The 21397-nt window shown below is 71.1% G+C and carries 20 protein-coding genes; 8 read left to right on the top strand and 12 right to left on the bottom strand.

Annotation, left to right across the window (positions count from 1 at the left end):
• The first annotated feature begins 67 nt into the window (after positions 1-67).
• Positions 68-2419 carry a GH1 family beta-glucosidase gene (locus ACBJ32_RS24465; RefSeq protein WP_375128670.1) on the top strand — a complete coding sequence of 784 codons (2352 nt, stop codon included), beginning with the start codon at positions 68-70 and terminating at the stop codon, positions 2417-2419.
• A 7-nt stretch (positions 2420-2426) separates the two neighbouring features.
• On the opposite strand, the gene ACBJ32_RS24460 is transcribed toward ACBJ32_RS24465, so the two are convergent.
• From ACBJ32_RS24460 to ACBJ32_RS24445, 4 genes are all read right to left on the bottom strand, one after another.
• Positions 2427-3371 (bottom strand): isopenicillin N synthase family dioxygenase, encoded by a 945-nt coding sequence (locus ACBJ32_RS24460; protein WP_375128669.1) that lies wholly within the window; start codon positions 3369-3371, stop codon positions 2427-2429.
• A gap of 60 nt (positions 3372-3431) precedes the next feature.
• On the bottom strand, positions 3432-4826 hold the full coding sequence (locus tag ACBJ32_RS24455) for a glycoside hydrolase family 16 protein (RefSeq protein WP_375128668.1): 1395 nt from the start codon (positions 4824-4826) through the stop codon (positions 3432-3434).
• Between the two features lie 190 nt (positions 4827-5016).
• Positions 5017-5739, bottom strand: a complete 723-nt coding sequence (locus ACBJ32_RS24450) for a DUF5941 domain-containing protein (RefSeq protein WP_375128667.1) — start codon at positions 5737-5739, stop codon at positions 5017-5019.
• Complete coding sequence (locus ACBJ32_RS24445) at positions 5736-7277, bottom strand: CDP-alcohol phosphatidyltransferase family protein (RefSeq protein WP_375128666.1); 1542 nt, start codon at positions 7275-7277, stop codon at positions 5736-5738. Before ACBJ32_RS24445 ends, ACBJ32_RS24450 begins: the two co-directional genes overlap by 4 nt.
• Positions 7278-7428: 151 nt before the next feature.
• On the opposite strand from ACBJ32_RS24445, the gene recO reads away from it, so the two are divergent.
• The gene (gene recO, locus ACBJ32_RS24440; protein ID WP_357870748.1) at positions 7429-8163 is read left to right on the top strand and encodes a DNA repair protein RecO; all 735 of its coding nucleotides are present in this window, start codon (positions 7429-7431) and stop codon (positions 8161-8163) included.
• Complete coding sequence (locus ACBJ32_RS24435; RefSeq protein WP_357870751.1) at positions 8106-8933, top strand: isoprenyl transferase; 828 nt, start codon at positions 8106-8108, stop codon at positions 8931-8933. The genes recO and ACBJ32_RS24435 overlap by 58 nt, the downstream gene beginning before the upstream one ends.
• 105 nt (positions 8934-9038) lie before the next feature.
• Here the strand turns inward: ACBJ32_RS24435 and ACBJ32_RS24430 are convergent, their stop codons facing one another.
• On the bottom strand, positions 9039-9311 hold the full coding sequence (locus ACBJ32_RS24430; RefSeq protein ID WP_375128665.1) for a helix-turn-helix transcriptional regulator: 273 nt from the start codon (positions 9309-9311) through the stop codon (positions 9039-9041).
• Between the two features lie 62 nt (positions 9312-9373).
• Between ACBJ32_RS24430 and ACBJ32_RS24425 the strand changes: the two genes are divergently transcribed.
• Together ACBJ32_RS24425 and ACBJ32_RS24420 are read left to right on the top strand one after the other, a co-directional pair.
• Positions 9374-9550 (top strand): hypothetical protein, encoded by a 177-nt coding sequence (locus ACBJ32_RS24425; RefSeq protein ID WP_375128664.1) that lies wholly within the window; start codon positions 9374-9376, stop codon positions 9548-9550.
• A gap of 207 nt (positions 9551-9757) precedes the next feature.
• Positions 9758-11365, top strand: coding sequence for an ABC transporter permease (locus ACBJ32_RS24420; RefSeq protein WP_375128663.1), 1608 nt, complete (start codon positions 9758-9760; stop codon positions 11363-11365).
• Positions 11366-11392: 27 nt separating this feature from the next.
• On the opposite strand, the gene ACBJ32_RS24415 is transcribed toward ACBJ32_RS24420, so the two are convergent.
• Positions 11393-12226, bottom strand: coding sequence for a hypothetical protein (locus tag ACBJ32_RS24415; RefSeq protein ID WP_375128662.1), 834 nt, complete (start codon positions 12224-12226; stop codon positions 11393-11395).
• Positions 12227-12245: 19 nt separating this feature from the next.
• Entirely contained in the window at positions 12246-12794 is a 549-nt protein-coding gene (locus ACBJ32_RS24410) for a CGNR zinc finger domain-containing protein (RefSeq protein ID WP_357870766.1), read from the bottom strand.
• Positions 12795-12865: 71 nt separating this feature from the next.
• Here ACBJ32_RS24410 and ACBJ32_RS24405 point away from each other — a divergent pair, with 71 nt between their 5' ends.
• Positions 12866-13759: a DMT family transporter gene (locus tag ACBJ32_RS24405; protein ID WP_375128661.1), complete on the top strand. Its 894-nt coding sequence runs from the start codon at positions 12866-12868 to the stop codon at positions 13757-13759.
• Positions 13760-13835: 76 nt separating this feature from the next.
• On the opposite strand, the gene ACBJ32_RS24400 is transcribed toward ACBJ32_RS24405, so the two are convergent.
• The 5 genes from ACBJ32_RS24400 to ACBJ32_RS24380 all read right to left on the bottom strand — a co-directional run bounded on the left by ACBJ32_RS24400 (position 13836) and on the right by ACBJ32_RS24380 (position 18084).
• A complete protein-coding gene (locus ACBJ32_RS24400) occupies positions 13836-14225 on the bottom strand; it encodes a transcriptional repressor (RefSeq protein WP_357870772.1) in 390 nt (129 codons plus the stop codon).
• Positions 14222-15094, bottom strand: coding sequence for a metal ABC transporter permease (locus ACBJ32_RS24395; protein ID WP_357871643.1), 873 nt, complete (start codon positions 15092-15094; stop codon positions 14222-14224). Before ACBJ32_RS24395 ends, ACBJ32_RS24400 begins: the two co-directional genes overlap by 4 nt.
• Positions 15094-15873, bottom strand: a complete 780-nt coding sequence (locus ACBJ32_RS24390; protein WP_375128660.1) for a metal ABC transporter ATP-binding protein — start codon at positions 15871-15873, stop codon at positions 15094-15096. Before ACBJ32_RS24390 ends, ACBJ32_RS24395 begins: the two co-directional genes overlap by 1 nt.
• Entirely contained in the window at positions 15870-16826 is a 957-nt protein-coding gene (locus ACBJ32_RS24385) for a metal ABC transporter substrate-binding protein (protein WP_375128659.1), read from the bottom strand. Before ACBJ32_RS24385 ends, ACBJ32_RS24390 begins: the two co-directional genes overlap by 4 nt.
• Positions 16827-17106: 280 nt before the next feature.
• On the bottom strand, positions 17107-18084 hold the full coding sequence (locus tag ACBJ32_RS24380) for a 2-dehydropantoate 2-reductase (protein ID WP_357870783.1): 978 nt from the start codon (positions 18082-18084) through the stop codon (positions 17107-17109).
• A 343-nt stretch (positions 18085-18427) separates the two neighbouring features.
• Here ACBJ32_RS24380 and ACBJ32_RS24375 point away from each other — a divergent pair, with 343 nt between their 5' ends.
• Together ACBJ32_RS24375 and frc are read left to right on the top strand one after the other, a co-directional pair.
• The gene (locus ACBJ32_RS24375) at positions 18428-20101 is read left to right on the top strand and encodes a thiamine pyrophosphate-binding protein (protein WP_375128658.1); all 1674 of its coding nucleotides are present in this window, start codon (positions 18428-18430) and stop codon (positions 20099-20101) included.
• Positions 20102-20115: 14 nt separating this feature from the next.
• Positions 20116-21339, top strand: coding sequence for a formyl-CoA transferase (gene frc / locus ACBJ32_RS24370; RefSeq protein WP_375128657.1), 1224 nt, complete (start codon positions 20116-20118; stop codon positions 21337-21339).
• Positions 21340-21397 lie beyond the last annotated feature (58 nt).

The raw sequence follows: 21397 nt of genomic DNA, 5'->3' as shown, positions 1-21397 counted from the left end.
CTGGCGCGCGACGAGCGGCACGCGGGAGACTGGGCGCGACAAACGTGACCGAAAGGCGTTCGCCACTATGAGCACCACGAGCTTCCCCGAGGGTTTCGTGTGGGGAGTTTCGACGTCGGCTTACCAGATCGAGGGGGCCACGGCCGCCGACGGCCGCCTGCCGTCCATTTGGGACACCTTTTCCGCGGACCGGGCGGAGGCGTGCGACCACTACCACCGGTATCCCGAAGACGTGCGGCTGATGAAAGAGCTGGGGATGGCCGCCTACCGGTTCTCGGTGAGCTGGGCGCGGATCTTCCCCGAGGGGCACGGCAAGCCCAACGCGGCCGGCCTCGACTTCTACGACCGGCTGCTCGACGAGGTGGTCGGCGCGGGCATCACCCCTTACGCCACCCTCTACCACTGGGACCTGCCGCAGGCGCTCGAGGACCGCGGCGGCTGGCCGTCCCGCGACACCGCCGCGCGGTTCGCCGAGTACGCCGCCGCCGTCCACGCGCGGCTCGGCGACCGGGTGGACACGTGGTTCACGCTGAACGAGCCGTGGGTGGCGGCGTTCCTCGGTTACGGGTCCGGCATCCACGCGCCGGGCCGCAGGTCCGCCGCCGACGCCTTCCGCAGCGCCCACCACATGCTGCTCGGGCACGGGCTGGCCGTGCAGGCGCTGCGTGAGGGCGGGGCCGGGAAGGTCGGCCTCGTGCTCAACATCTCGCCCGTCATGACGCCCGCCCAGGTGAGCGACTTCGGCAGGGAGCTGTCGGAGGAGGACGCCGCCGCCGTGGCCAGGATCGACGCGCTGGCCAACCGGCAGTTCCTGGAGCCGGCGCTGCGCGGCGCGTACCCGGCGGAGCTGCTGCCCGTCATCGAGCGCCACGGCGGCCTCGACCACATCCACGACGGCGACCTGGAGACCATCGCCCAGCCCCTCGACCTGCTCGGCGTCAACTACTACACCCCGCTGGTCGTCCAGGCGCAGCCCAGCGAGCCCGCCGACCCGGCGTATCCGGGCAGCGAGGGGATCCTCTTCTGCACCATTCCGACGGCGGTCACCGCCATGGGCTGGCCGATCGTGCCGAATTGCCTCGCCCTGCTCCTCGGGCGCATCTCCCGGGACTATCCCGGCCTCGATCTCATGGTCACCGAGAACGGCGCCGACTTCGTGGACGTGGTGACCGGGGACGGCATTCACGACGTCGACCGGATCAGTTTCATCGAGGAGCACCTGCGTGCCCTGCGCGCGGCCGTCGACGACGGCGCCCGGGTACGCGGATACCTCGTCTGGACGTTGCTCGACAATCTCGAATGGTCCGACGGTTACCAGCGCAAGTTCGGCCTCGTGCACGTGGACTTCGCCACCCAGCGGCGGCGGATGAAGGACAGCGCGCTGTGGTACCGCGACGTCATCAGGCGCAACGGGCTGGCCGAGACGCGCACCCGCAGGCCCACGCTGGAGACGGTGGCCGCCCGCGCGGGCGTCTCCAGGGCGACGGTCTCCCGGGTCGTCAACGGCGAGTCGTCCGTGAGCCCCGAGGTCAGGGCCACGGTCATGCGGGCCGTCAAGGAGATCGGCTACGTGCCCAACCTGGCCGCGCGCACCCTCGTCACCCGCCGCACCAACGCGGTCGCCCTGGTGCTGTCCGTCCCCCGGCAGGGCGGTGACACGCTCACCTCCGCCGTCGTCCAGTACGTGACGAGCCTCCTGGAAGGCGCGGGCAAGCAGATCACGCTCATGCTCGCCGAGACGGCCGAGAGCCACCGGCGCATCGCCGCGCACGTCGAGGCCCGGCTGGTGGACGGGGTCGTGCTGCTGCCGCCCGACCGGGGCGACACGCTGGCCGAGCGCCTCTCCCGCACGGAGGTGCCCCTCGTGCTGCTGGGCAAGCCGCCGATCGCGTCGCTGGTGCCGTACGTGGACGTGGACAACGTGGGCGGCGCCGCGGCGGCCACCGAGCACCTGCTCGCCCGCGGGCGCCGCCGCATCGGCATGGTCTGCGGGCCCATGGACCTGGTCACCGTCCAGGACCGGCTGGCCGGCCACCGGGCGGCGCTCCAGCGCGCGGGCCTGACGCCGCACCTCGCGCCCGCCGACGACCTCACCCGCGCCGCGGGCGCCGCCGCCGCCCGCCGGCTCCTGACGGACTCGCCCTCGCTCGACGCCGTCTTCGCCGCCACCGACCAGCTCGCCATCGGCGCCCTGCAGGCGGCCCGCGAGCTCGGCCTGCGGGTGCCCGAGGACCTGGCGGTCGTGGGCTTCGACGACGTGGACGCCGCCTCGGCCACCACCCCGGCGCTCACCACCGTGCGGGTCCCCGTCGCCGAGCAGGCGCTGGCGCTGGCCCGGCTGCTGCTGTCCCGCCTGGAGGGCCGCCACACGACGTCCGTGGTGCTGCCCGCCCGGCTCGTCGTCCGGGACTCGGCCTAGAGCCGGCCTAGAGCTGCTGCTGCTCGAACAGGTGCGGGAAGACCTTGGAGACCTTGGACAGCAGGTACTCGCCGTAGGTGCCGGTGAAGTCCACCTGGCCGTCCCACCGGTGGCCGGGGGCGTAGGGGAGGGGCGGGACCTCGCTGTCCCAGCCGGGGTCGAAGAAGAACGGGAAGCTGAGGCGCTCGTTGCCGCTGCGGTTGCGTACGCGGTGCGGGGTGGAGCGGTACTGGCCGCCGGTGAGCTTGTCGAGCATGTCGCCGATGTTGCACACGAACGTGCCCGGCACCGGGGGCGCCTCGATCCAGCCCGCGTCCGTACGGACCTGGAGACCGCCGTTGCCGTCCTGGAGGAGCAGGGTCAGCAGCCCGTAGTCGGTGTGCTCGCCGACGCCCCAGCTGCCGGGGTCGTCGGCGGGCCCGGGCGGATAATGAAATATCCGGAAGAGGATGGTCGGATCGGCTGTGTAGCCCGTGCGGAAGTAGTCCTCCTCCAGCCCCAGGCTCAGCGCGATGCCGCCCATCACCGCCTGTCCGACGCCCGTCATCGCGCGTAGGTACTCCAGCACCGCCTCGCGCAGCTCGGGCACCTGGGCGGGGAACAGGTTCGGCCCGTGCAGCGGCACGGCGCCCGGCGGCTCCTCGGCCCCGAAGTAGACGCCCTCCTTCAGGTCGGGCCGCCCCGAGGTCAGCTCGCCGCCCACGGGGAAGAACCCGCGCCAGGCCCGGCCGCCCCGCTCCATCGCGATCTCGTTCTTGACGTGCTCGGGCAGCGCGAAGAAGCGCCTGCTCGCGGCGTCGAGCCGGGCGATGAGCGCGGGCGGCACGCCGTGGCCCGAGACGTAGAAGAAGCCGTGCTCCCGGCAGGCGGCGCCGATGGCGTCGGCGACGGCCCGCCTTCCCTGACCCGCCGCGAGGAGCGGGGCGATGTCGATCACCGGCAATTCGCTCATCGCCCCATTGTTCCCCTCAAACGCCCGGGCGAGGGGTTCCCCGCCCGGGCGTGCCGCTGATCAGGAGGTCGAGAACGTGAACCAGTTGACGTTGACGAAGTCGGCCGGCTGGCCGGAGGAGAAGGTCAGGTACACCGTGTGCGTGCCCGTCACCCCGGAGACGTTCGCCGGGATCGTGCGCCAGCTCTGCCAGCCGCCCGTGTTCGCCAGGGCGAAGTCGCCGATCGGCGGGGCCGTCGGGCTGTCGAGGCGGACCTGCACCAGCCCGCTCACGCCGGCCGCCGCGCCGGAGGCCACCCTGGCCCTGAACTGCGTGGCGGGCGTGGAGCCGAAGTCGACCCCGTCGTAGCGCAGCCAGTCGCCGTTGGCGATCGCCCCGACGTTCTGGCCGCCGCCCGAGTCGGTGGTCGTCTCGACGATGGTGCCCGACTGGCCCTGGTAACGCTCGGCCTGGATCGTGGAGCGGGCGTCGACGCCGCCCGGAGGGGTGGTGGGGTCGGTGCCGCCGGTGCCGCTCTGCCAGACGGCCACGTAGTCGACCATCATCGGCCGCCCGGGCACGGTGGCCGCGGTCGGCGTCTGGCCGCCCAGGGCGTTCGGGAACGCCCCGCCCATGGCCACGTTGAGCAGCAGGAAGTAGCCGGCGTGGCCGGTCATGTTGTTCCAGGTCGTGGCGTCGAACTGCGACTGGTTGACGCCGTGGAACTGCTGCCCGTCCACGTACCAGCGCAGCTGGTTGGGGCTGACGCTGCGGTCCCACTCGAAGCGGTAGGTGTGGTAGGCCGACTGGCAGGTCGAGCCGGGGCAGGCGCGGCTGGCGCCGAGGCCGGTGGTCTCGTTGCAGGGGCCGCCCGGGTTGACGCCGCAGTGCAGCACGCCCCAGACGGAGTTGATGCCGTTGACGTTCTCCATGATGTCGAACTCGCCGATGGCCGGCCAGTTCCAGTAGTTGCCCCGGTACGGCGCCCCGAGCGCCCAGAACGCCGGCCAGTAGCCGAGCGCGGCGTCGCCGGTCACGTTCGGCATCTGCAGCCGGCTCTCGATGCGCAGGATGCGCCCGTCGGCGGCCTTGAAGTCGGCGCGCCTGGTCTCGATGCGCGCCGAGGTCCACTCGCCGGACGAGCTGCGCAGCGGCGTGATGCGCAGGTTGCCGGAGCCGTCGAGGCTCAGGTTGGCGGTGCTGGAGGTGTAGTTCTGGACCTCGCCGGTGCCCCAGTTGGCCGGGCCGCCCGGGTAGGAGTGGCCGGTGTCGATGATCCAGTTGCTCGACGAGGGCAGGGTGCCGGCGGCGCCGGTGAAGTCGTCGGACCAGACGAGGGACCAGCCTGACGGGGTGGGCGGGACGCTGGCCGAGGCGCTGACGGCCAGGTTGACGAGCAGGCCGCTGAGCGCGACGAGTGCCGCGGCCACGGCAGCCAGGCGGCGCCGGTGCCGATGCCGGATCGCTGTTGTCATAACTCTCTCCCGGGGGTGCCTGAGCGCTGGAGAGAGCGCTCTCTCCAAGATCTGAGCACAGCGTTTACCGGCTGTCAATAAAGCTCACAAAGGCCGAGGTAGCGTGGAGAGCGCTCTCGAAACAGGTCATGACGGGCGAAAGAGAACGGCGCCGCACAGGTGTGCGGCGCCGTACGGGAGAAGGAAGAACTCAGCCCTTCTCCGCCTCTCCCGTCGCCTGCTCCAGCGCGTCCTCGGGGGAGGCCTCCAGGTCCTGCTCGGCGTCGGCGCCCGCCTGGGCGGAGGCCTTGTCCAGGCGCACCCAGCTCGTCACGCTCTCCACCGCGAACAGCACGAACAGGTACGCCGTCAGCACCGCCAGCACCGGCGTCAGCACGTCGAGCGCCGCCCCGACACCGATGACCAGCAGCCGCAGCTCCCAGCCGAGCCCCGCCCGGAACACCCAGGCGGGCGGCCAGATGCTCTGCCGCGTCCGGTAGACGGTGTCGTAGGTGTGGTAACCGACGACGTACACCAGCACGAACAGCAGCCACTTCGGCGCATCGGCCGCCAGGCCGACCGCGATGATGGTGAAGAACTCGGCCGCGCGCAGCAGCGGCGGGGTCAGCCAGTCGAAGCGGCCCAGGTGGTCGCGCGGCGTCGTGGGCAGCACCAGCAGCAGCACGATCGCCACGGGCAGGAGCAGGATGGGGCCGCCGGAGCCGAGCAGCCCCGCGACCGTGACGGCGACCACGGCGAGCAGGGCCACGAGCGTGGCGGGCACGGGGGGCAGGCCGGCGCCGATCTTGCTGGACAGGGCGTGGGCGAGCGGGCCGTCGTCGCGGTAGGCGACGAGGCGGGCGGTCTGGATGCGGCGGCGCTCCTCGTCGGGATCCGGCGTGGGGGTGGCCATGGCCTGCGGCTGGGTGATCATACGAGCGACCTCATGAGGCGTCCGGTGAGGGTGTAGGCGGCGGCGACGGAGCCCCAGATCACGAGGGTGATGAAGGTGATCCGGGCGTCGAAGAGGGCGGCGGTGATCGCGATGGCCGCGAAACGCTCGCCGATGGGGAAGACGATCATCTTACGCGCCCAGTGGACTGCACGGTACTTGCCGGCCTTCGTCCACATCTTCAGCACACCACGCAGACCCTGGCTGCGCTCCACCTTGCGGGCGGTCAGCTTCTGGCGCAGGTCACGGTCGTCGGGGGCGTCCAGCGGCGTGGTGGGCAGCGGGGCCGGTGGTTTGCGGCGGTTGGCGACGCCGAAGGAGAAGTCGAGCAGGTGGCGCACGGACTGCAGGCCGAGCGCGGCCAGCGCCAGGATCCAGATCTCCTCGCCGTTGCCGGAGACCACCCAGCCGACGGCCAGGCCCGCGAAGACGACGTACTCCTTGAACCGGTCGAACGTCGCGTCCAGCCATGCCCCCAGCACGCCGAACTTGCGGGCGTAACGGGCGACCTGCCCGTCCACGCAGTCGAAGACGAAGGCGAAGTAGATCAGCACGCCGCCCAGCACCATCCAGGGGCGGTCGCCGGTGGCGAAGCAGGCGGCCGCGGCCACGCCGAGGACGATCGAGATCAGCGTCACCTGGTTGGGCGTCAGCCCGCGGCGGGCGGCCCAGCGGGCGATGTAGCGCGAGTAGGTGGAGACGAAGAACGTGGTGAAGAAGCCGTCGGCGCCCTTGACGGCGTTGTTGAGCCGGGCGCGGTCCTCGTTCATCCCGGCCATCTCGGCGCCGGCCTCGTTGATCTCCTCCTGGGTGGTGACCCGGCGGTAGAACAGGTCGCGCCGGCCCCGGATGCCGACCGACACGCCGTTGCGCACCAGGCCGAACACCACGAGCTGGACGAGATCGTCGTCGGCGCCGAACCGGTCGGCCATGGCCGCGAGCTCGCGGCAGGTCTCGGCGAGCTTCGGCGCGTTGCGCGCGCTGACGTGCAGCGGGCCGAGCACCACGGCGTTGGGCCTGGTCACGGCGTGGCTCGCGGTGCCCACCGAGACCACGCGCGACTTGCCGATGCGCACGCGCACGGGCAGGCCCTCGACGCGGTTCATGCCGATCTCGGGGTCGGCCTCGTCGATGGGGATGCGGTCCTCGACGGGGTTGTCCTCGGGACCGTTCTCCTCCAGGCCGTTGTCCTCCGTCACCCCCACCCGTGGCTCTTTCGCGACGAGCGCCAGCGCACCGCGCTTGGACTTGGTGATCTGGTAGATCAGCTCGTCGTGGACGACAGAGTTCTCAGGGATGATGAACAGGCTCTCCGTTGCTTGCTCGGCGACGTCGGCCAGGGCGCGCAGGGCGGTCGCGACGTCGTCCGTCGGGATCGTGGCGAAGCGCGGATCCATGGAGGTGAGCTGGCTGCGCAGCCGTTCGGACACGGTGGGATTGCCGGAAAGCGCGGCCAGCCTCAGGCCGGTCGGAGAGATGTCGGGGCCGGGCGAGGCGCCCAGCAGGACCACGCGGGTCATGACTCCCTTTCGAGGCGGTAGCGGGGGGTTGAACAACGGGTAATGCGGGGACAGACGTCAAAGTGTAGTGAGAGTGACGTAAAGTCGCGTCACAAGAGCATGCCCGTAACGTCCCGCCCACCGGTATACAGGTCGGCCGTAAGATGTTCGAGTGAGTCTCTACCGTGACGAAGGCGTGGTCCTGCGCACCCAGAAACTCGGTGAGGCAGACCGCATCGTCACCATCCTGGCCAAGCGTACGGGCAAGATCCGGGCGGTGGCGCGAGGCGTCCGCCGCACGAAGTCGCGCTTCGGGGCGAGGCTGGAGCCGTTCACGCACGTCGACCTGCAGTTGCACACCGGCCGCACGCTCGACGTCGTCACCCAGGCGGAGACGATCAGGCCCTACGGAGAGGCGCTGGCCGCCGACTATCCCCGCTACACCGCCGGCAGCGCGATGCTGGAGACCGCCGACCGGCTCACGCACGGGGAGAAGGAGCCGGCGCTGCGGCAGTTCCTGCTGCTGGTGGGCGGGCTGCGCACGCTCGCCGACCGCGGTCACGAGGCCAGGCTGGTCCTCGACGCCTACTTCCTGCGCTCCCTGGCCGTGGCCGGCTACGCCCCCGCGCTGGAGGCGTGCGCGAAGTGCCAGGCGCCGGCGATCAGGGCGTTCGCCATCGTGGCCGGCGGCGTGGTGTGCGGGGCGTGCAAGCCGTCCGGCTCGGCGGTGCCCGCGGGCGAGACGATCGGGCTCATGACGGCGCTGCTGCGCGGCGACTGGACCACCGCGGACGCCTCCGAGCCGCGCCACCGCAGCGAGTGCAGCGGCCTGGTCGCCGCATACCTGCAATGGCACCTCGAACACGGAATACGCTCTCTCCGACACGTCGAAAGGGAGCCCGCGTGAACGTACGACCCCCGTCCCCGCACCCGTCCGGGGCGACCCCGCCGCCCATCCCGCGCGAGCTGGTGCCCCGGCACGTCGCCATCGTCATGGACGGCAACGGCCGCTGGGCCAAGGCTCGCGGCCTGCCCCGCACGGAGGGGCACAAGGCGGGCGAGTCCTCGCTGTTCGACGTCATCGAGGGGGCCATCGAGCTGGGCATCCCCTACCTGAGCGCGTACGCGTTCTCGACGGAGAACTGGAAGCGCTCGCCCGACGAGGTGCGCTTCCTCATGGGGTTCAACCGCGACGTGATCCGGCGGCGGCGCGACGAGCTCAACGCCATGGGCGTGCGCGTGCGCTGGGCGGGCCGGCCGGGGCGGCTGTGGAAGAGCGTCATCTCCGAGCTGCAGACCGCCGAGGAGATGACCACGTCCAACCGGACGCTCACGTTGCAGTTCTGCGTCAATTACGGCGGCCAGGCCGAGATCGTCGACGCCGCGCTCAAGCTGGCGCAGGACCTCGCGGCCGGGCGGGTCAAGCCGTCCAAGGTGAACGAGAAGGTCTTCGCCCGGTACCTGGACGAGCCCGAGATCCCGCCGGTCGACCTGTTCCTGCGCTCGTCGGGTGAGCAGCGCTTCTCCAACTTCCTGCTGTGGCAGTCCGCCTACGCCGAGATGGTCTTCCTCGACCGGCTGTGGCCCGACTTCGACCGGCGGGACCTGTGGGACGCGTGCGAGATCTTCGCCAAGCGCGACCGGCGCTACGGTGGGGCGATCCCCAACCAGGTCTAGCCGCGCTTCAGCCGGCGCCCCGCGCCCGGATGTTGTCGAAGCGGTCGAGGGGCCTGCTCGAAGGCGGCCGGGGAGAGCGAGACGCCGCCAGGGCGTGCGGTGACCCTAGGCGGAAACGGCCTGGTTTGGCTCGTTCCGGTAGCGGCCGGGGGCGGTGCCGAACTCCCGCTTGAACGCCTTGGCGAAGGCGAACTCGGTGGCGTACCCCGTACGCTCGGCCACCGAGCGCAGCGGGAGGTCGGTGTCGCGCAGCAGCCGCGCCGCCGTGGTCATCCGCCACCACGTCAGGTACGCCAGCGGCGGCGCGCCCACCTTGCTCGCGAACCGCTGCGCGAACGCCGCCCGCGACAGCCCCGCCCTGGTGGCCAGCGACTGCACCGTCCACGGGGTCGCCGGGTGCTGGTGGATCGCCCGCAGCGCCGCCGTGACCGCCGGGCTGGGTGACGGGCCTCGACGGCCACGGGATGACGGCGGTGATCGCCGTCGAAGGGGCGCGCCGCCTCGTCGCGGACGGCGCGCCGGCGGGGGCGCTGACGCCCGCGCAGGCCTTCGACCCGGCCTCCTTCCTCGACCACCTCACCGCCCACGGCGTCACCTGGCAGGTCACCCCGGCCTGACACCGCTGGGTTACCTGGCCTGACACCGCGGGGATCACCCCGGCCTGACACCGCGGGATCACCCCGGCTTGCCGCCGCTGGGACGACCCCGGCTTGCCGCAGAGCTATACGCAGGTATAGCTTCCTGTTCACAGAAACAGCCCGCTGTACCCACGAACAGGAGCTGGCCACGGTGAACGGACCGCTCGACCGCCGCCAGGAGGGCCGATGAACACCGCTCCAGGCACCGGCACCCTCGCCCGCCTCGCGCTACGCCGCGAGCGGGGCATCGCCCCCTGGTGGATCCTGCTGGTCGTGGCCATGGCCCTGACGATGGTCGCCTACATCAACCGGGCCATGGCCACGTACCAGGACAAGCTCGCCTACCTCGACGTCATCGACCGCAGCGCCTTCCTGCACGCGCTCGGCGGCGGCGTCGTCGAGCCCCGGCTCGAGGTGCTGGCCACCTGGCGCAGCGGCGGCTTCCTCTACGTGGCGACCGCGTTCGCCGCCGTCATGTCCGTCATCCGCCACACCCGCAGGGAGGAGGACGCGGGCAGGAGCGAGCTGGTCCTGGCGGGCACGGTCGCCCGTCACGCCCCGCTGACCGCCGCCATGCTGGTCGCGGGCGGCGTCAGCCTGGCCGGTGGCCTGCTGACCGCCGGCGCGCTGATCGCGGCAGGCCTCGAACCGGCCGGGTCGCTCACGTACGGCGCCGCCATCACCGTCGTCGGCTGGGTGTTCGGCGGCATCGCGGCCGTCGCCGCCCAGCTCGCCCGCAACGCCCACACGGCCACCGCGATCGGCCTGACCATCCTCGGCGCCGCGTACGTGCTGCGCTTCGCCGGCGACGCCACCGGGCAGCCGTGGCTGACGTACCTGTCGCCGGTGGGCTGGGGCCACCTGGTGCGGCCGTACCAGGAGGAGCGGTGGTGGCTGATCGGGCTGTGCGTCCTGGCGGCTGCCATCCTGTACGGCGCCGCGTACCGGCTGCTCGCCCGCCGCGACCTCGGCTCCGGCCTGCTGCCCGAGCGCCAGGGCCGGGAGTCGGCCCAGGAGTTGCGCGGTCCGGTCAGCCTGGCCTGGCGGCTGCACCGCGGGCTGCTGGCGAAGTGGGCGGCGGGGGTGGCGGTGTTCTCCGCGTTCGCGGGCGCGCTGAGCCCGCTGGCGCGGGACCTGATCTCCCGGCCGAGCGTCATCGTCGGCAACATCACGCAGTTCCTCGGCGTCCCCACGGGCGCGACGATGCTCGGCGGGTACGTCTGGTACCTGGTCCTGATCCTCGCCTACGCCGTCGCGCTCTACCCGGTGCTCATGACGCTGCGGCTGCGTTCGGAGGAGACCTCCGGACGCGCGGAGGCCCTGCAGGCCACCCCGATGACCCGCCTGCGCTGGGCGGGCGGCCACCTGCTCGTGGCCGCCCTCGGCACGGCGGGCCTGATGGCCGTCGCCGGGCTCGTGTTCGGCGTGCTCTACTCGCTGCTGGTCGGGGACCTGGCCACGGACCTGCCCGCCTTCCTGGCGGGCGCGCTGAGCACGGTCCCGGCGGCCTGGTGCGTGGGGGCGGTGTGCGTGCTGGCGTACGGGCTCCTGCCGCGCGCGAGCGTGGCGATCGGCTGGCTCGCCTGGATCCTGACGACCGGCCTGGGCCAGGTCGCGGGGCCGCTGTACGGGCTGTGGGGCGGCAGCCCGGCGGAGCCGTTCCACTACATCGGCAACCCGATGCTGGAGCCGCCCCTCCAGCCCGCGCCCACGGCGGGCCTGCTCGCGATCGCGGCCCTGCTCACGGCCGGCGGCCTGCTCGCCCTGCGCCGCCGCGACTTCGGCGCCGGGTGAGGGCCCGTACCGGCCTTGGCGTCTGAACTAGAACGCCACCTGACCCACCTGAATCACGTTTACCCGCGGATCCCCGAACAGGGTTTTCGCATGTTCGAGCCAGGTGGTGCTGATCATCCCGTACCACAGGCCGGCCGCCGCGCTGTTTCGCAGTTCGCCTGGATCGATGCCGAACGAGGTCAGTGTGCTTTCGTCCTCCGTCTGCAGCAGTCCCGTCCATTTCCTGAAGGCCGAGGTGAGTGAATCCCTGATGTCGGGGTTGCAGTCGTCGAAGCCGCGAGCATTGCAGTGTCCGGAGTAGTCCCAGGAAATCGGCAGGCCTCCGCCATGGGTGGGCGGGGAGAACAGGCCGACGTCCGGAATCTTTTTCCAGAGTTGCCGCACCTCGCCTTCCTGCAGTGGTTCGGTGAATCCGACCACTATGGTCACCTTCAGGTCTTTCGCCTGTGCGAGTTCGTCGAGGCGAGCCTCCGCCTCCGCCGTCACCTGTTCCCGGGCTTCCGCGTCGAAGGACAGAGCGTGGATGGCTTCGGTGAGATTCCAGGCCGGCAAGTCCGGCAGGCTGACATCGCCGTCCTCGTTGGGCCGTAACTCCAGTACCTGACGGCCGAACACCTCTGTGTGCGACCACGTCGGCCATCTGGGCTCGACCACGACACGAACGGCGTCCCGGTGTTCCGGCCGGGCCCGGGAAAGCAGTTGCTCTTCATGTACGACGTGATAGTCGGGCCGGGCCACGGCCAACGCATTGACCCAGACGAGCGATCTGCGGTCGACGCTTTGCGGAGTCGTGCCGGCGGAACAGCCCGCCGAGGTGAGGCAGGCGAGCAATAAGGCCGAAACGGCGAGGGCACGCGGCATGACGGATCTGGGGTGAGCGTCAGGCGCGGCGGCGGGCGCGGTAGGCGGCGACGTGCATGCGGTTGCCGCAGGTGCGGCTGTCGCAGTACACGCGGGACCGGTTGCGGGACTCGTCCACGAAGACGCGGTCGCAGTCGGGGGCCGAGCAGGTGCGCAGGCGTTCCGCCTCGCCTTCCACCAGCAGGTGGGCGAGGGCGACGCCGCAGTCGGCCGCCACGTGCTCCGCCAGGGTGGCGTCCGCGGCGAAGTAGTGGACGTGCAGGGGGTGGCCGTCGTGTTCCGTCAGGCGGGGGGTGATGCGGGTCTCGGCCAGCAGCGCGTTGAGGGTGCGGACGGCCGTCGGCTGGTCGGGGGCGGTGAAGACGCGGTGGAAGGCCTCGCGCACCATGCGGACCTGGCCCAGGTCGCGGGCCGTGAGCGCGCCGACGCCGCTGATCTTGCGGGATTCCACGAACGTCTGCAACTCGGCCAGGCCGGACAGTCCTTCGTCGCCGCCGGTGGAGGGCGAGGTGTTGACCAGTTCGACAACGGTGGCCAGAGAATGCACCATGTCATGGCCAAACGGCATGTTGACTCCTGTCCGGGCCGGGTTCTAGCGTGGTCGCAGCGTATCTCCTGTACGGGGTTCGGGGGGTTTCCGTGAGCGCACATCGCCGTATCGTGCTGATCGCGATCGCCGGCGCGCTCATCATCTCCACCTCCGCTCCCCTCGTGCGGTTATCAGGTGTATCGCCTGCCACCTCGGCGTTGTTCCGGTGCGCGTACGCGGTGCCGCCCATGCTGCTGCTGGCCTGGGCGGAGCGGCGCAGGCTCGGGCCGCTGCCGCGCCGCGCGCTGCTGATGTCCTGGGCGGCGGGGGTGGTGTTCGCGCTCGACCTGCTGTTCTGGCATCACGCGATCGAGTACGTGGGCGCGGGGCTGGCGACCGTGCTGGGGAATCTGCAGGTGTTCATCGTGGCGTTCGCCGCCTGGGCGCTGTTCGGGGAGCGGCCGTCCACGCCGTTGATGATCGGGACGCCGGTCGTGTTCGCCGGGGTCGTGCTGATCTCCGGGGTGTTCGACAGCGCCGCCTACGGGAGCGCTCCCGGGCTGGGGGTGCTCGCGGGGGTGGCGACCTCCCTGTCGTACGCGGCGTACCTGCTGCTGCTCAAGGGCGGGTCCGACAGGGCCGCGGGGCCGCTCGCCCATGCGACGGTGGTGGCCACGGTGGCCGTCGCGCTGCTCAGCCCGCTGTTCGGCGGCGCCGGATTCGTGCCGGAGTGGCCGGCGCACGGGTGGCTGCTGCTGCTCGCGCTGGGGCCGCAGGTGCTGGGGTGGTCGCTGATCACGTACTCGCTGCCGCGCCAGCCCGCCGCGCTCACCTCGCTGCTGCTGCTCGTGCAGCCCATGTCCACGGTGGCCGTCGCCACGCTCGCCCTCGGCGAGCGGCCCTCGGTGCTGCAGCTCGCCGGATGCGCGGTGGTCGTGCTGGGGGTGCTGTACGGCTCCCGCCGGTCCCCGTCTCCTCGCCCGGCAGAGGCGGGGAGACGGTGAGGGCCACCTGAGGGCCGCCGAGGGGTCGCCTGGGAGGAGGGGAGGGGAGAGCGGTGAGGGCCGCCTGAAGTGATCCTCAGCCCGTTCTGGCCTGGGTGGAGCAGGACGAGCAGGTGCCGAAGACCTCGACCGTGTGGGTGATCTCGGTGAAGCCGTGCTCGCTGCCCACCGCCTCGGCCCACCGCTCGACGGCCGGCCCCGCCACCTCCACGGTGCGGCCGCACTGGCGGCACACCAGATGGTGGTGATGGGTGTCGGTCGCGCACGCGCGGTAGACGGACTCGCCGTCGTCGGTACGCAGCACGTCGACCTGGCCCTTGTCGGCCAGCGCCTGCAACGCCCGGTAGACGGTGGTCAGCCCGATCTTCGCCCCGTGCAGGCGCATCTCGGCATAGACGTCCTGCGCGCTACGGAAACCCTCGCTCTGGCGGAGGGTGTCGTGCACTGCATCGCGCCTCGTCGTCATGCGACCTCCTCGACGCGCAGCTTTGGTCGCTCGCTCAATGTCGACTCCTGGGTACGGCCTCGCCGTACGAATTTACCGACACCGAGGGCCAGGACGAAGCCGGCGAGCGCAAGAAGCACGATCGCGGCCCCCGGCGGGACCTTGGCGGAGTAGGTGGAGGCGAGCAGCCCGCCCACGGAGGCGAGCACGCCGAACAGCATGGCCAGCCCCATCGTGGTGCGGAAGCCGCGGGTGAGCTGCTGGCTGGTGGCCACCGGGATCACCATCAGCGCGCTGACGAGCAGCAGGCCGACCACCCGCATGGCGATGACGACGGTGAGGGCGGCGGTGACGGCGATGAGCAGGCTCAGGAAGCGCACCGGCAGGCCGCTGGCCTTGGCCATCTCCTCATCCTGGCAGAGCACGAACAGCTCCCTGCCGAAGATCACGACGACCGCGATCACGGCGGCGGCCAGCGCGGCGATGACCCAGATGTCCTCGACGGTGACGCTGGCGATGGCGCCGAACAGGTAGGAGTTCAGCTTGGCGTTGCTGCCGCCGGGCGCGATGCCCATGAGCATGACGCCGCCGGCGATCCCGCCGTAGAACAGCAGCGCCAGCGCCACGTCGCCGCTGGTGCGCCCGCGCGCCCTGACCAGCTCGATGGCCACGGCGCCGGCGATGGACACCAGCACGGCGGTGAGCACGGGCGTGGTGCCGGTCAGGAAGCCGAGCGCCACGCCGGTCAGCGCGACGTGCCCGATGCCGTCGCCCAGCAGCGACAGCCGCCGCTGCACGATGAACGTGCCGACGGCCGGCGCGCAGAGCCCCACCAGCAGCGCCGCGATGAGCGCGAGCTGGAAGAGCTCCTCCTGGAGAAGTTCGAAGATCACCTTGGTTCCCCCTGCCACCCGGTGAGCGGGCCCCCCACGGGCTCCTCGGCGTGCGGGTGCTGATGCTCGTGCCCCGGCCTGGCGCAGTCGCCCTCCGGGCGGGGCGGCCGGCCGTCGTGGGCGATGCGGCCCTCGCGGATCACCACGCCGCGCGTGATGATCGGCTCCAGCGGGCCCAGCTCGTGCGCCACCAGCACCACGGTCTTGCCGGCCTCGACCAGCCTGGCCAGCGTGTCGGCGAGCAGTTGCTGGGTCTCGGCGTCCACGCCCGCGGTGGGCTCGTCCATCACGTACGTGTCAGGCTCCCCGGCCAGCGCCCTGGCGATGAGCACCCGCTGCTGCTGCCCCCCTGACAGCGACTGCACGGGATCGCCCGCCCGGTCGGCGAGCCTGACGGCCTCCAGGGCGCTCGCCACGGCCGCCTTGTCGGCCGCGCTGGTCCTGCGGAACCTGCTCTGCCTGGCGATCCGGCCCGAGGCGACGACCTCGCGCACGGTCGCGGGCACGCCGCCGCCGACCTGGAGCCGCTGCGGCACGTAGCCGATGCGCCACCACTCGCGGAACCTGCCGGGCGGGGTGCCGTACACCAGGGTCTGGCCGCTGGTCAGCGGCGTGAGGCCGAGCAGCGTGCGGACCAGCGTCGACTTGCCCGAGCCGTTGGCGCCCAGAAGGGCGACGACCTCCCCGGGACAGACGGTCAGGTCGATCCCTCGAAGGACGGGCTTGCCATCGAAGGAGACCCGGCCGTCGGTCATCGCGAAGGCCGTTTCGCTCATGCCGTACACCCCAGTGCTGTTTGTAGTGTTTTGAGGTTATCGCGCATGGCGGACAGGTAATCCCCCGAGGGCTTGCCCTCCAGCGGGTCGAGCACGGCTGTCCTGGCTCCGACCTGGCTCGCGAGCACCTCGGCCACCTTGGGGCTGACCAGGGACTCGGTGAAGATCGTGGTGACGCCCTCGGCCTTGGCCAGCTTGGCCACCTCCGACAGGCGGGTGGGCGACGGCTCGGTCTCCGGGTCGAGCGTGATGCCGACCTGCTTGAGCTTGTACCGGTCGGCCAGGTACCCGAACGCCTCGTGCGCGGTGACCAGCGTCTTGGTCTTGCACGTGCTCAGCCCCTGCGTGAACTCCTGGTCGAGCGTGCCCAGCGTGGCGGCCGTCTTGGCGGCGCGGTCCCGGTAGCCCTGGGCGTGCGCGGGGTCGGCCGTGGCCAGGCGCTCGCCGAGCTTGGTGGCGACGGTGGCCAGGCGGGAGGGGTCGAGCCAGAGGTGCGGGTCGTAGGACAGCTCCTCGTGCCCGTGCTCCTCCTCGGCGTGGCCCTCCTCCTCGGCGTGCTCGCCGGCGGGGATGGTGGTGACGGCGGTGGCGGCGTCGAAGCTCTTCTCCGCGTCCACGGCGTCGTCCACGGCCGGCTGGATGCCCTTGATGTAGACGGTGAGCGCGGCGTCCTTGAGCTCGGTGACCTGCTGGATGCTCAGCTCCAGGTCGTGCGGCTCGACGCCGGGCGCGGTCAGGCCGGTCACGGTCGCGTCGGATCCCCCGACCTGCTCGGTCAGCCACTGCAGCGGGTAGAACGCCGCCACGACCTCGGGCTTCCCGCCGGCAGCCCCGGAAGCGGTGGTGGCGGTCTGCGCGGATCCGGAGCCGGATCCGCAGGCGGCAGTGGCGGTGAGCAGGGCGGCTGCGGCCAGCACACCGACAGCCCTCGACCGGGAAAATCCTGACATCATGTGAGTCAGTATGCGTCGGAATGAAAATGGTTGTCAAAATCTGGGAGGTGTTGGTGGGATGCCGGACGGCGGCTGGGGGCCAGGCGCGCCGCACGGCATCCCGTCATCACCCCGGTGATCGTGCGCCGGCAGAGCCGTTGCCGGCGCCCGAGGTGACGCCTGTGGGGGCCGGCCGCCGCTCGCCCGGGTAGACGTTCATCGAGTTGCCGCGACCGCCTTCTGCACCGGCTCGAACTGGCTCATTGTCCTCCATTCAGTATGCAATCTACGGTATTCCGGGTTAGACCGCACGAACAAGGTTCTCGTTCAGCAGGTCGCTCACCGCGTGGATCGCCCGCAGTGTGGGCACCTCCGCGCCGGTGAGGTCGGCCAGCTCGACCACCGCGGCCAGCAGCACGTCGAGTTCCAGCGGCTTGCCCTTCTCCAGGTCCTGGAGTGTTGAGGTCTTGTGCTCGCCCGCCTTCTCCGCGCCGCGCAGGCGGCGCTCGATGGAGATCCCCGGATCGCAGCCCACCCGCCTGGCCACGTCCACCGTCTCCCGCATCATGGCGACGACCAGTTCCCTGGCGCCGTCATGGCGGCAGATGCCCGCCATCGTGGCCCTGGCCAGCGCGCTGATCGGGTTGAAGGCGATGTTTCCCATGAGTTTGATCCAGACGTCCCGGCGGAGGTCGCGCTCCACCGGGCACTTCAGCCCGCCCTCGACGGCGGCCTGGCTGAAGCCGGCGCACCGCTCGGTCAGCGTGCCGTCAGGCTCGCCGATGGAGAAGCGGGTGCCTTCGAGGTGGCGGATGACGCCGGGCTCCTCGATCTCCGTGGCGGCGTAGACGACGCAGCCGATGGCACGGTGCAGGGGCAGCGCGGTCGTCACCGCGCCGCCGGGGTCGACACTCTCGATGCGGTAGCCCTCGTAGGGGCCCTTGAGCCCGTGGAAGTACCACCACGGGATGCCGTTCTGCGCGGCGATGATGCTGGTGGCCTCGTGCAGGAGCGGCTGGATCATGGGGCCCGCGGAGGCGTAGCTGTTCGCCTTGAGGCCCAGGAAGATGTGGTCCACCGGGCCGACCTCGGTGGGGTCGTCGGTGGCATGGGGATGGGCGACGAAGTCGCCCCTGGGGGTGAGCACCCGCACACCAGCGCGGCGAATCGCCTCGAGGTGCGCACCTCTCGCGATGAGGTGCACCTCGACTCCCGCCCTGTGGAGGGCGGCCCCCACGTATGCGCCGATGGCGCCGGCGCCAAGAACAGCGACCTTCATGCTGCGCTCCGTTCTCGCGTCGGATCGTGTATTCCGTATACAGTATGGAAAATCAGGGGTCAAGGAGCGTGCCTGTGGCCGTTCCCGTCGCCGGGGCTGCCGGGGCCGGGGCGGGTGTGCGACGCGATCAGGAGGCCGGGAGCGGTGCCGGTGGGGCACGACGGGCCCGGTTCGCTGTGGGGAGCGGCACCGGCGGCGGGCCCTCCGGACGGGCCGGCGAACAGATCGAACTGATCGAGTTGCCCCCTGGGGGGTAGACACACCCTTCGCTGGGGGGTAACCATTGCGTTCATACGGTATGCAGTATGCGGAAGACAGCATTTCGTCGCCGGGAAAGGGTGGCATGATGTCGGAAACGATCTCCGGTGGTCATCTCGTAGCCAAGGCACTCAAAGCCGAAGGCGTGGACGTGATCTACACGCTCTGCGGTGGCCACATCATCGATATCTACGACGGCTGCGTCGATGAGGGCATCGAGGTCATCGACGTACGCCACGAGCAGGTAGCCGCGCACGCCGCGGACGGGTACGCGCGCATCACCGGCAAGCCCGGCTGCGCCGTGGTCACCGCCGGCCCGGGCACGACCGACGCGGTCACCGGCGTGGCCAACGCCTTCCGGGCCGAGAGCCCGATGTTGCTCATCGGCGGGCAGGGCGCGCTGAGCCAGCACAAGATGGGCTCGCTGCAGGACCTGCCGCACGTCGACATGATGACCCCGATCACCAAGTTCGCGGCCACGGTGCCCAGCACGGAGCGGGTGGCCGACATCGTGTCGATGGCCTTCCGCGAGTGCTACCACGGCGCGCCGGGGCCGTCGTTCCTGGAGATCCCGCGTGACGTGCTCGACGCGAAGGTGCCGATCGAGAAGGCACGCATCCCCACGGCCGGCCAGTACCGGGCCTCCACCCGGCAGGCGGGCGACCCGGAGGCCGTCGAGCGGCTGGCCGACATGCTGGCGCACGCCGAGAAGCCGTGCATCCTGCTCGGCAGCCAGGTCTGGACCTGCCGGGCGACCGACGCGGCCATCGACTTCGTGCGCTCGCTGAACGTGCCCGCGTACATGAACGGCTCCGGCCGCGGCACGCTCCCGCCGGGCGACCCGCACCACTTCCAGCTCAGCCGCCGGTACGCCTTCACCGAGGCCGACCTCATCGTCATCGTCGGCACCCCGTTCGACTTCCGGATGGGCTACGGCAAGCGCCTGTCGCCGACCGCGAAGGTCGTCCAGATCGACCTCGACTACCGCACCGTCGGCAAGAACCGGGACATCGACCTGGGCATCGTCGGCGACGCCGGCCTCATCCTCGCCGCCGCCGCCCAGGCGGCCAGCGGCCGCATCGAGAACGGCGCCGCCCGCCGCAAGGAATGGCTGGAGGAGCTGCGCAACGTCGAGACCCAGGCCTACGAGAAGCGGCTGCCCCGCCAGCTCTCCGGCGCCCAGCCCATCGACCCCTACCGCCTCGTCCACGAGATCAACGAGTTCCTCACCGAGGACACCATCTACATCGGCGACGGCGGCGACATCGTCACCTTCTCCGGCCAGGTCGTGCAGCCCAAGTCGCCCGGCCACTGGATGGACCCGGGCCCGCTCGGCACGCTCGGCGTCGGCATGGCCTTCGCGATGGCAGCCAAGCAGGCGCGGCGCGACAAGGAGGTGCTCTGCCTGTTCGGCGACGGCGCCTTCAGCCTGACCGGCTGGGACTTCGAGACGATGGTCCGCTTCGACCTGCCGTTCATCGGCGTCATCGGCAACAACTCCTCGATGAACCAGATCAGGTACGGCCAGGCCGCCAAGTACGGCGAGGACCGCGCCCGCGTCGGCAACACCCTCGGCGACATCCGCTACGGAGAGTTCGCCAAGCTGCTGGGCGGCTACGGCGAGGAGGTCCGCGACCCCGCCGAGATCCGCCCGGCGCTGGAGCGGGCCCGCCAGTCGGGCAAGCCCTCGCTGATCAACGTCTGGGTCGACCCAGAGGTGTACGCCCCCGGAACCATGAACCAGACCATGTACAAGTAGGGGAAAACGCAGAGATGAAGGCTCTCGAAGGTGTCCGCGTCCTCGACATGACCCACGTGCAGTCGGGCCCGTCCGCCACCCAGATACTCGCCTGGCTGGGCGCCGACGTGGTCAAGCTGGAGGCCCCCACCGGCGACATCACCCGGCAGCAGCTGCGCGACCTGCCCGACGTCGACAGCCTCTACTTCACGATGCTGAACTGCAACAAGCGCAGCATCACCCTCAACATGAAGAGCGAGCGCGGCAAGGAGATCTTCACCGAGCTGGTGAAGAGCGCCGACATCCTGGTGGAGAACTTCGGTCCCGGCGCGGTGGATCGCATGGGCTTCCCCTGGGAGCGCCTCCAGGAGCTCAACCCCCGCCTCATCTACGCCTCGATCAAGGGCTTCGGCCAGGGCCGGTACGCCAAGTTCAAGGCGTACGAGGTGATCGCCCAGGCCATGGGCGGCTCGATGAGCACCACGGGCTTCGAGGAGGGGCCGCCGCTGGCCACGGGCGCGCAGATCGGCGACTCGGGCACCGGCATCCACGCGGTCGCCGGCATCCTGGCCGCCCTCTACCAGCGCGAGCAGTCGGGGCGCGGGCAGCGCGTACAGGTGGCCATGCAGCACGCCGTGCTGAACCTGTGCCGCGTCAAGCTGCGCGACCAGCAGCGCCTGGCGCACGGGCCGCTGCGCGAGTACCCGAACAAGACGTTCGGCGACGAGGTGCCGCGATCCGGCAACGCCAGCGGCGGCGGCCAGCCGGGCTGGGCGGTGCGCTGCGCCCCCGGCGGCCCGAACGACTACATCTACGTCATCGTGCAGCCGGTCGGCTGGAAGCCGATCGCGAACATCATCGGCCGCCCCGAGCTGGCGGAGGATCCCGAGTGGGCGACGCCGGAGGCGCGGCTGCCGAAGCTGGACAAGATGTTCCAGCTCATCGAGGAGTGGACGATCCGCCACGACAAGTGGACGGTGCTGGACCGGCTCAACGCCGAGAACATCCCGTGCGGGCCGATCCTGTCCACCAAGGAGCTGGTGGAGGACGAGAGCCTGCAGCAGGAGGGCATCGTCGTCAAGGTCGAGCACCCCACGCGCGGCGAGTTCGTGACGGTGGGCAGCCCCCTGCAGCTCTCGGACTCCCCGGTGGACGTACGGACCCCGCCCCTGCTGGGCGAGCACAACCAGGAGATCTACGGCGAGCTCGGCGTCAGCGCGGACGAGCTGGCGGAGCTCAAGACGAACGGAGTCATCTGATGGAGCGGCGAGTAGGGGCCGTCAGCGGCAGCTCGCGTAACCAGGGCGGGCCCGTGGG

The sequence above is a fragment of the Nonomuraea sp. GTA35 genome, from assembly GCF_041950525.1.
Taxonomy (GTDB): Bacteria; Actinomycetota; Actinomycetes; order Streptosporangiales; family Streptosporangiaceae; genus Nonomuraea.
The sequence above is the reverse complement of the archived record's forward strand: the minus strand, read 5'-3'. Positions and strand labels throughout refer to the sequence as shown.

Excerpts from the sequence above, each read along its gene's own strand:
- ACBJ32_RS24465 (WP_375128670.1), top strand. The coding sequence starts at position 68 with ATGAGCACCACGAGCTTCCCCGAGGGTTTCGTGTGGGGAGTTTCGACG.
- ACBJ32_RS24460 (WP_375128669.1), bottom strand. The coding sequence starts at position 3,371 with ATGAGCGAATTGCCGGTGATCGACATCGCCCCGCTCCTCGCGGCGGGT.
- ACBJ32_RS24455 (WP_375128668.1), bottom strand. The coding sequence starts at position 4,826 with ATGACAACAGCGATCCGGCATCGGCACCGGCGCCGCCTGGCTGCCGTG.
- ACBJ32_RS24450 (WP_375128667.1), bottom strand. The coding sequence starts at position 5,739 with ATGATCACCCAGCCGCAGGCCATGGCCACCCCCACGCCGGATCCCGAC.
- ACBJ32_RS24445 (WP_375128666.1), bottom strand. The coding sequence starts at position 7,277 with ATGACCCGCGTGGTCCTGCTGGGCGCCTCGCCCGGCCCCGACATCTCT.
- ACBJ32_RS24435 (WP_357870751.1), top strand. The coding sequence starts at position 8,106 with ATGGCACCTCGAACACGGAATACGCTCTCTCCGACACGTCGAAAGGGA.
- ACBJ32_RS24420 (WP_375128663.1), top strand. The coding sequence starts at position 9,758 with ATGAACACCGCTCCAGGCACCGGCACCCTCGCCCGCCTCGCGCTACGC.
- ACBJ32_RS24415 (WP_375128662.1), bottom strand. The coding sequence starts at position 12,226 with ATGCCGCGTGCCCTCGCCGTTTCGGCCTTATTGCTCGCCTGCCTCACC.
- ACBJ32_RS24410 (WP_357870766.1), bottom strand. The coding sequence starts at position 12,794 with ATGCCGTTTGGCCATGACATGGTGCATTCTCTGGCCACCGTTGTCGAA.
- ACBJ32_RS24400 (WP_357870772.1), bottom strand. The coding sequence starts at position 14,225 with ATGACGACGAGGCGCGATGCAGTGCACGACACCCTCCGCCAGAGCGAG.
- ACBJ32_RS24390 (WP_375128660.1), bottom strand. The coding sequence starts at position 15,873 with ATGAGCGAAACGGCCTTCGCGATGACCGACGGCCGGGTCTCCTTCGAT.
- ACBJ32_RS24385 (WP_375128659.1), bottom strand. The coding sequence starts at position 16,826 with ATGATGTCAGGATTTTCCCGGTCGAGGGCTGTCGGTGTGCTGGCCGCA.
- ACBJ32_RS24380 (WP_357870783.1), bottom strand. The coding sequence starts at position 18,084 with ATGAAGGTCGCTGTTCTTGGCGCCGGCGCCATCGGCGCATACGTGGGG.
- ACBJ32_RS24375 (WP_375128658.1), top strand. The coding sequence starts at position 18,428 with ATGATGTCGGAAACGATCTCCGGTGGTCATCTCGTAGCCAAGGCACTC.
- frc (WP_375128657.1), top strand. The coding sequence starts at position 20,116 with ATGAAGGCTCTCGAAGGTGTCCGCGTCCTCGACATGACCCACGTGCAG.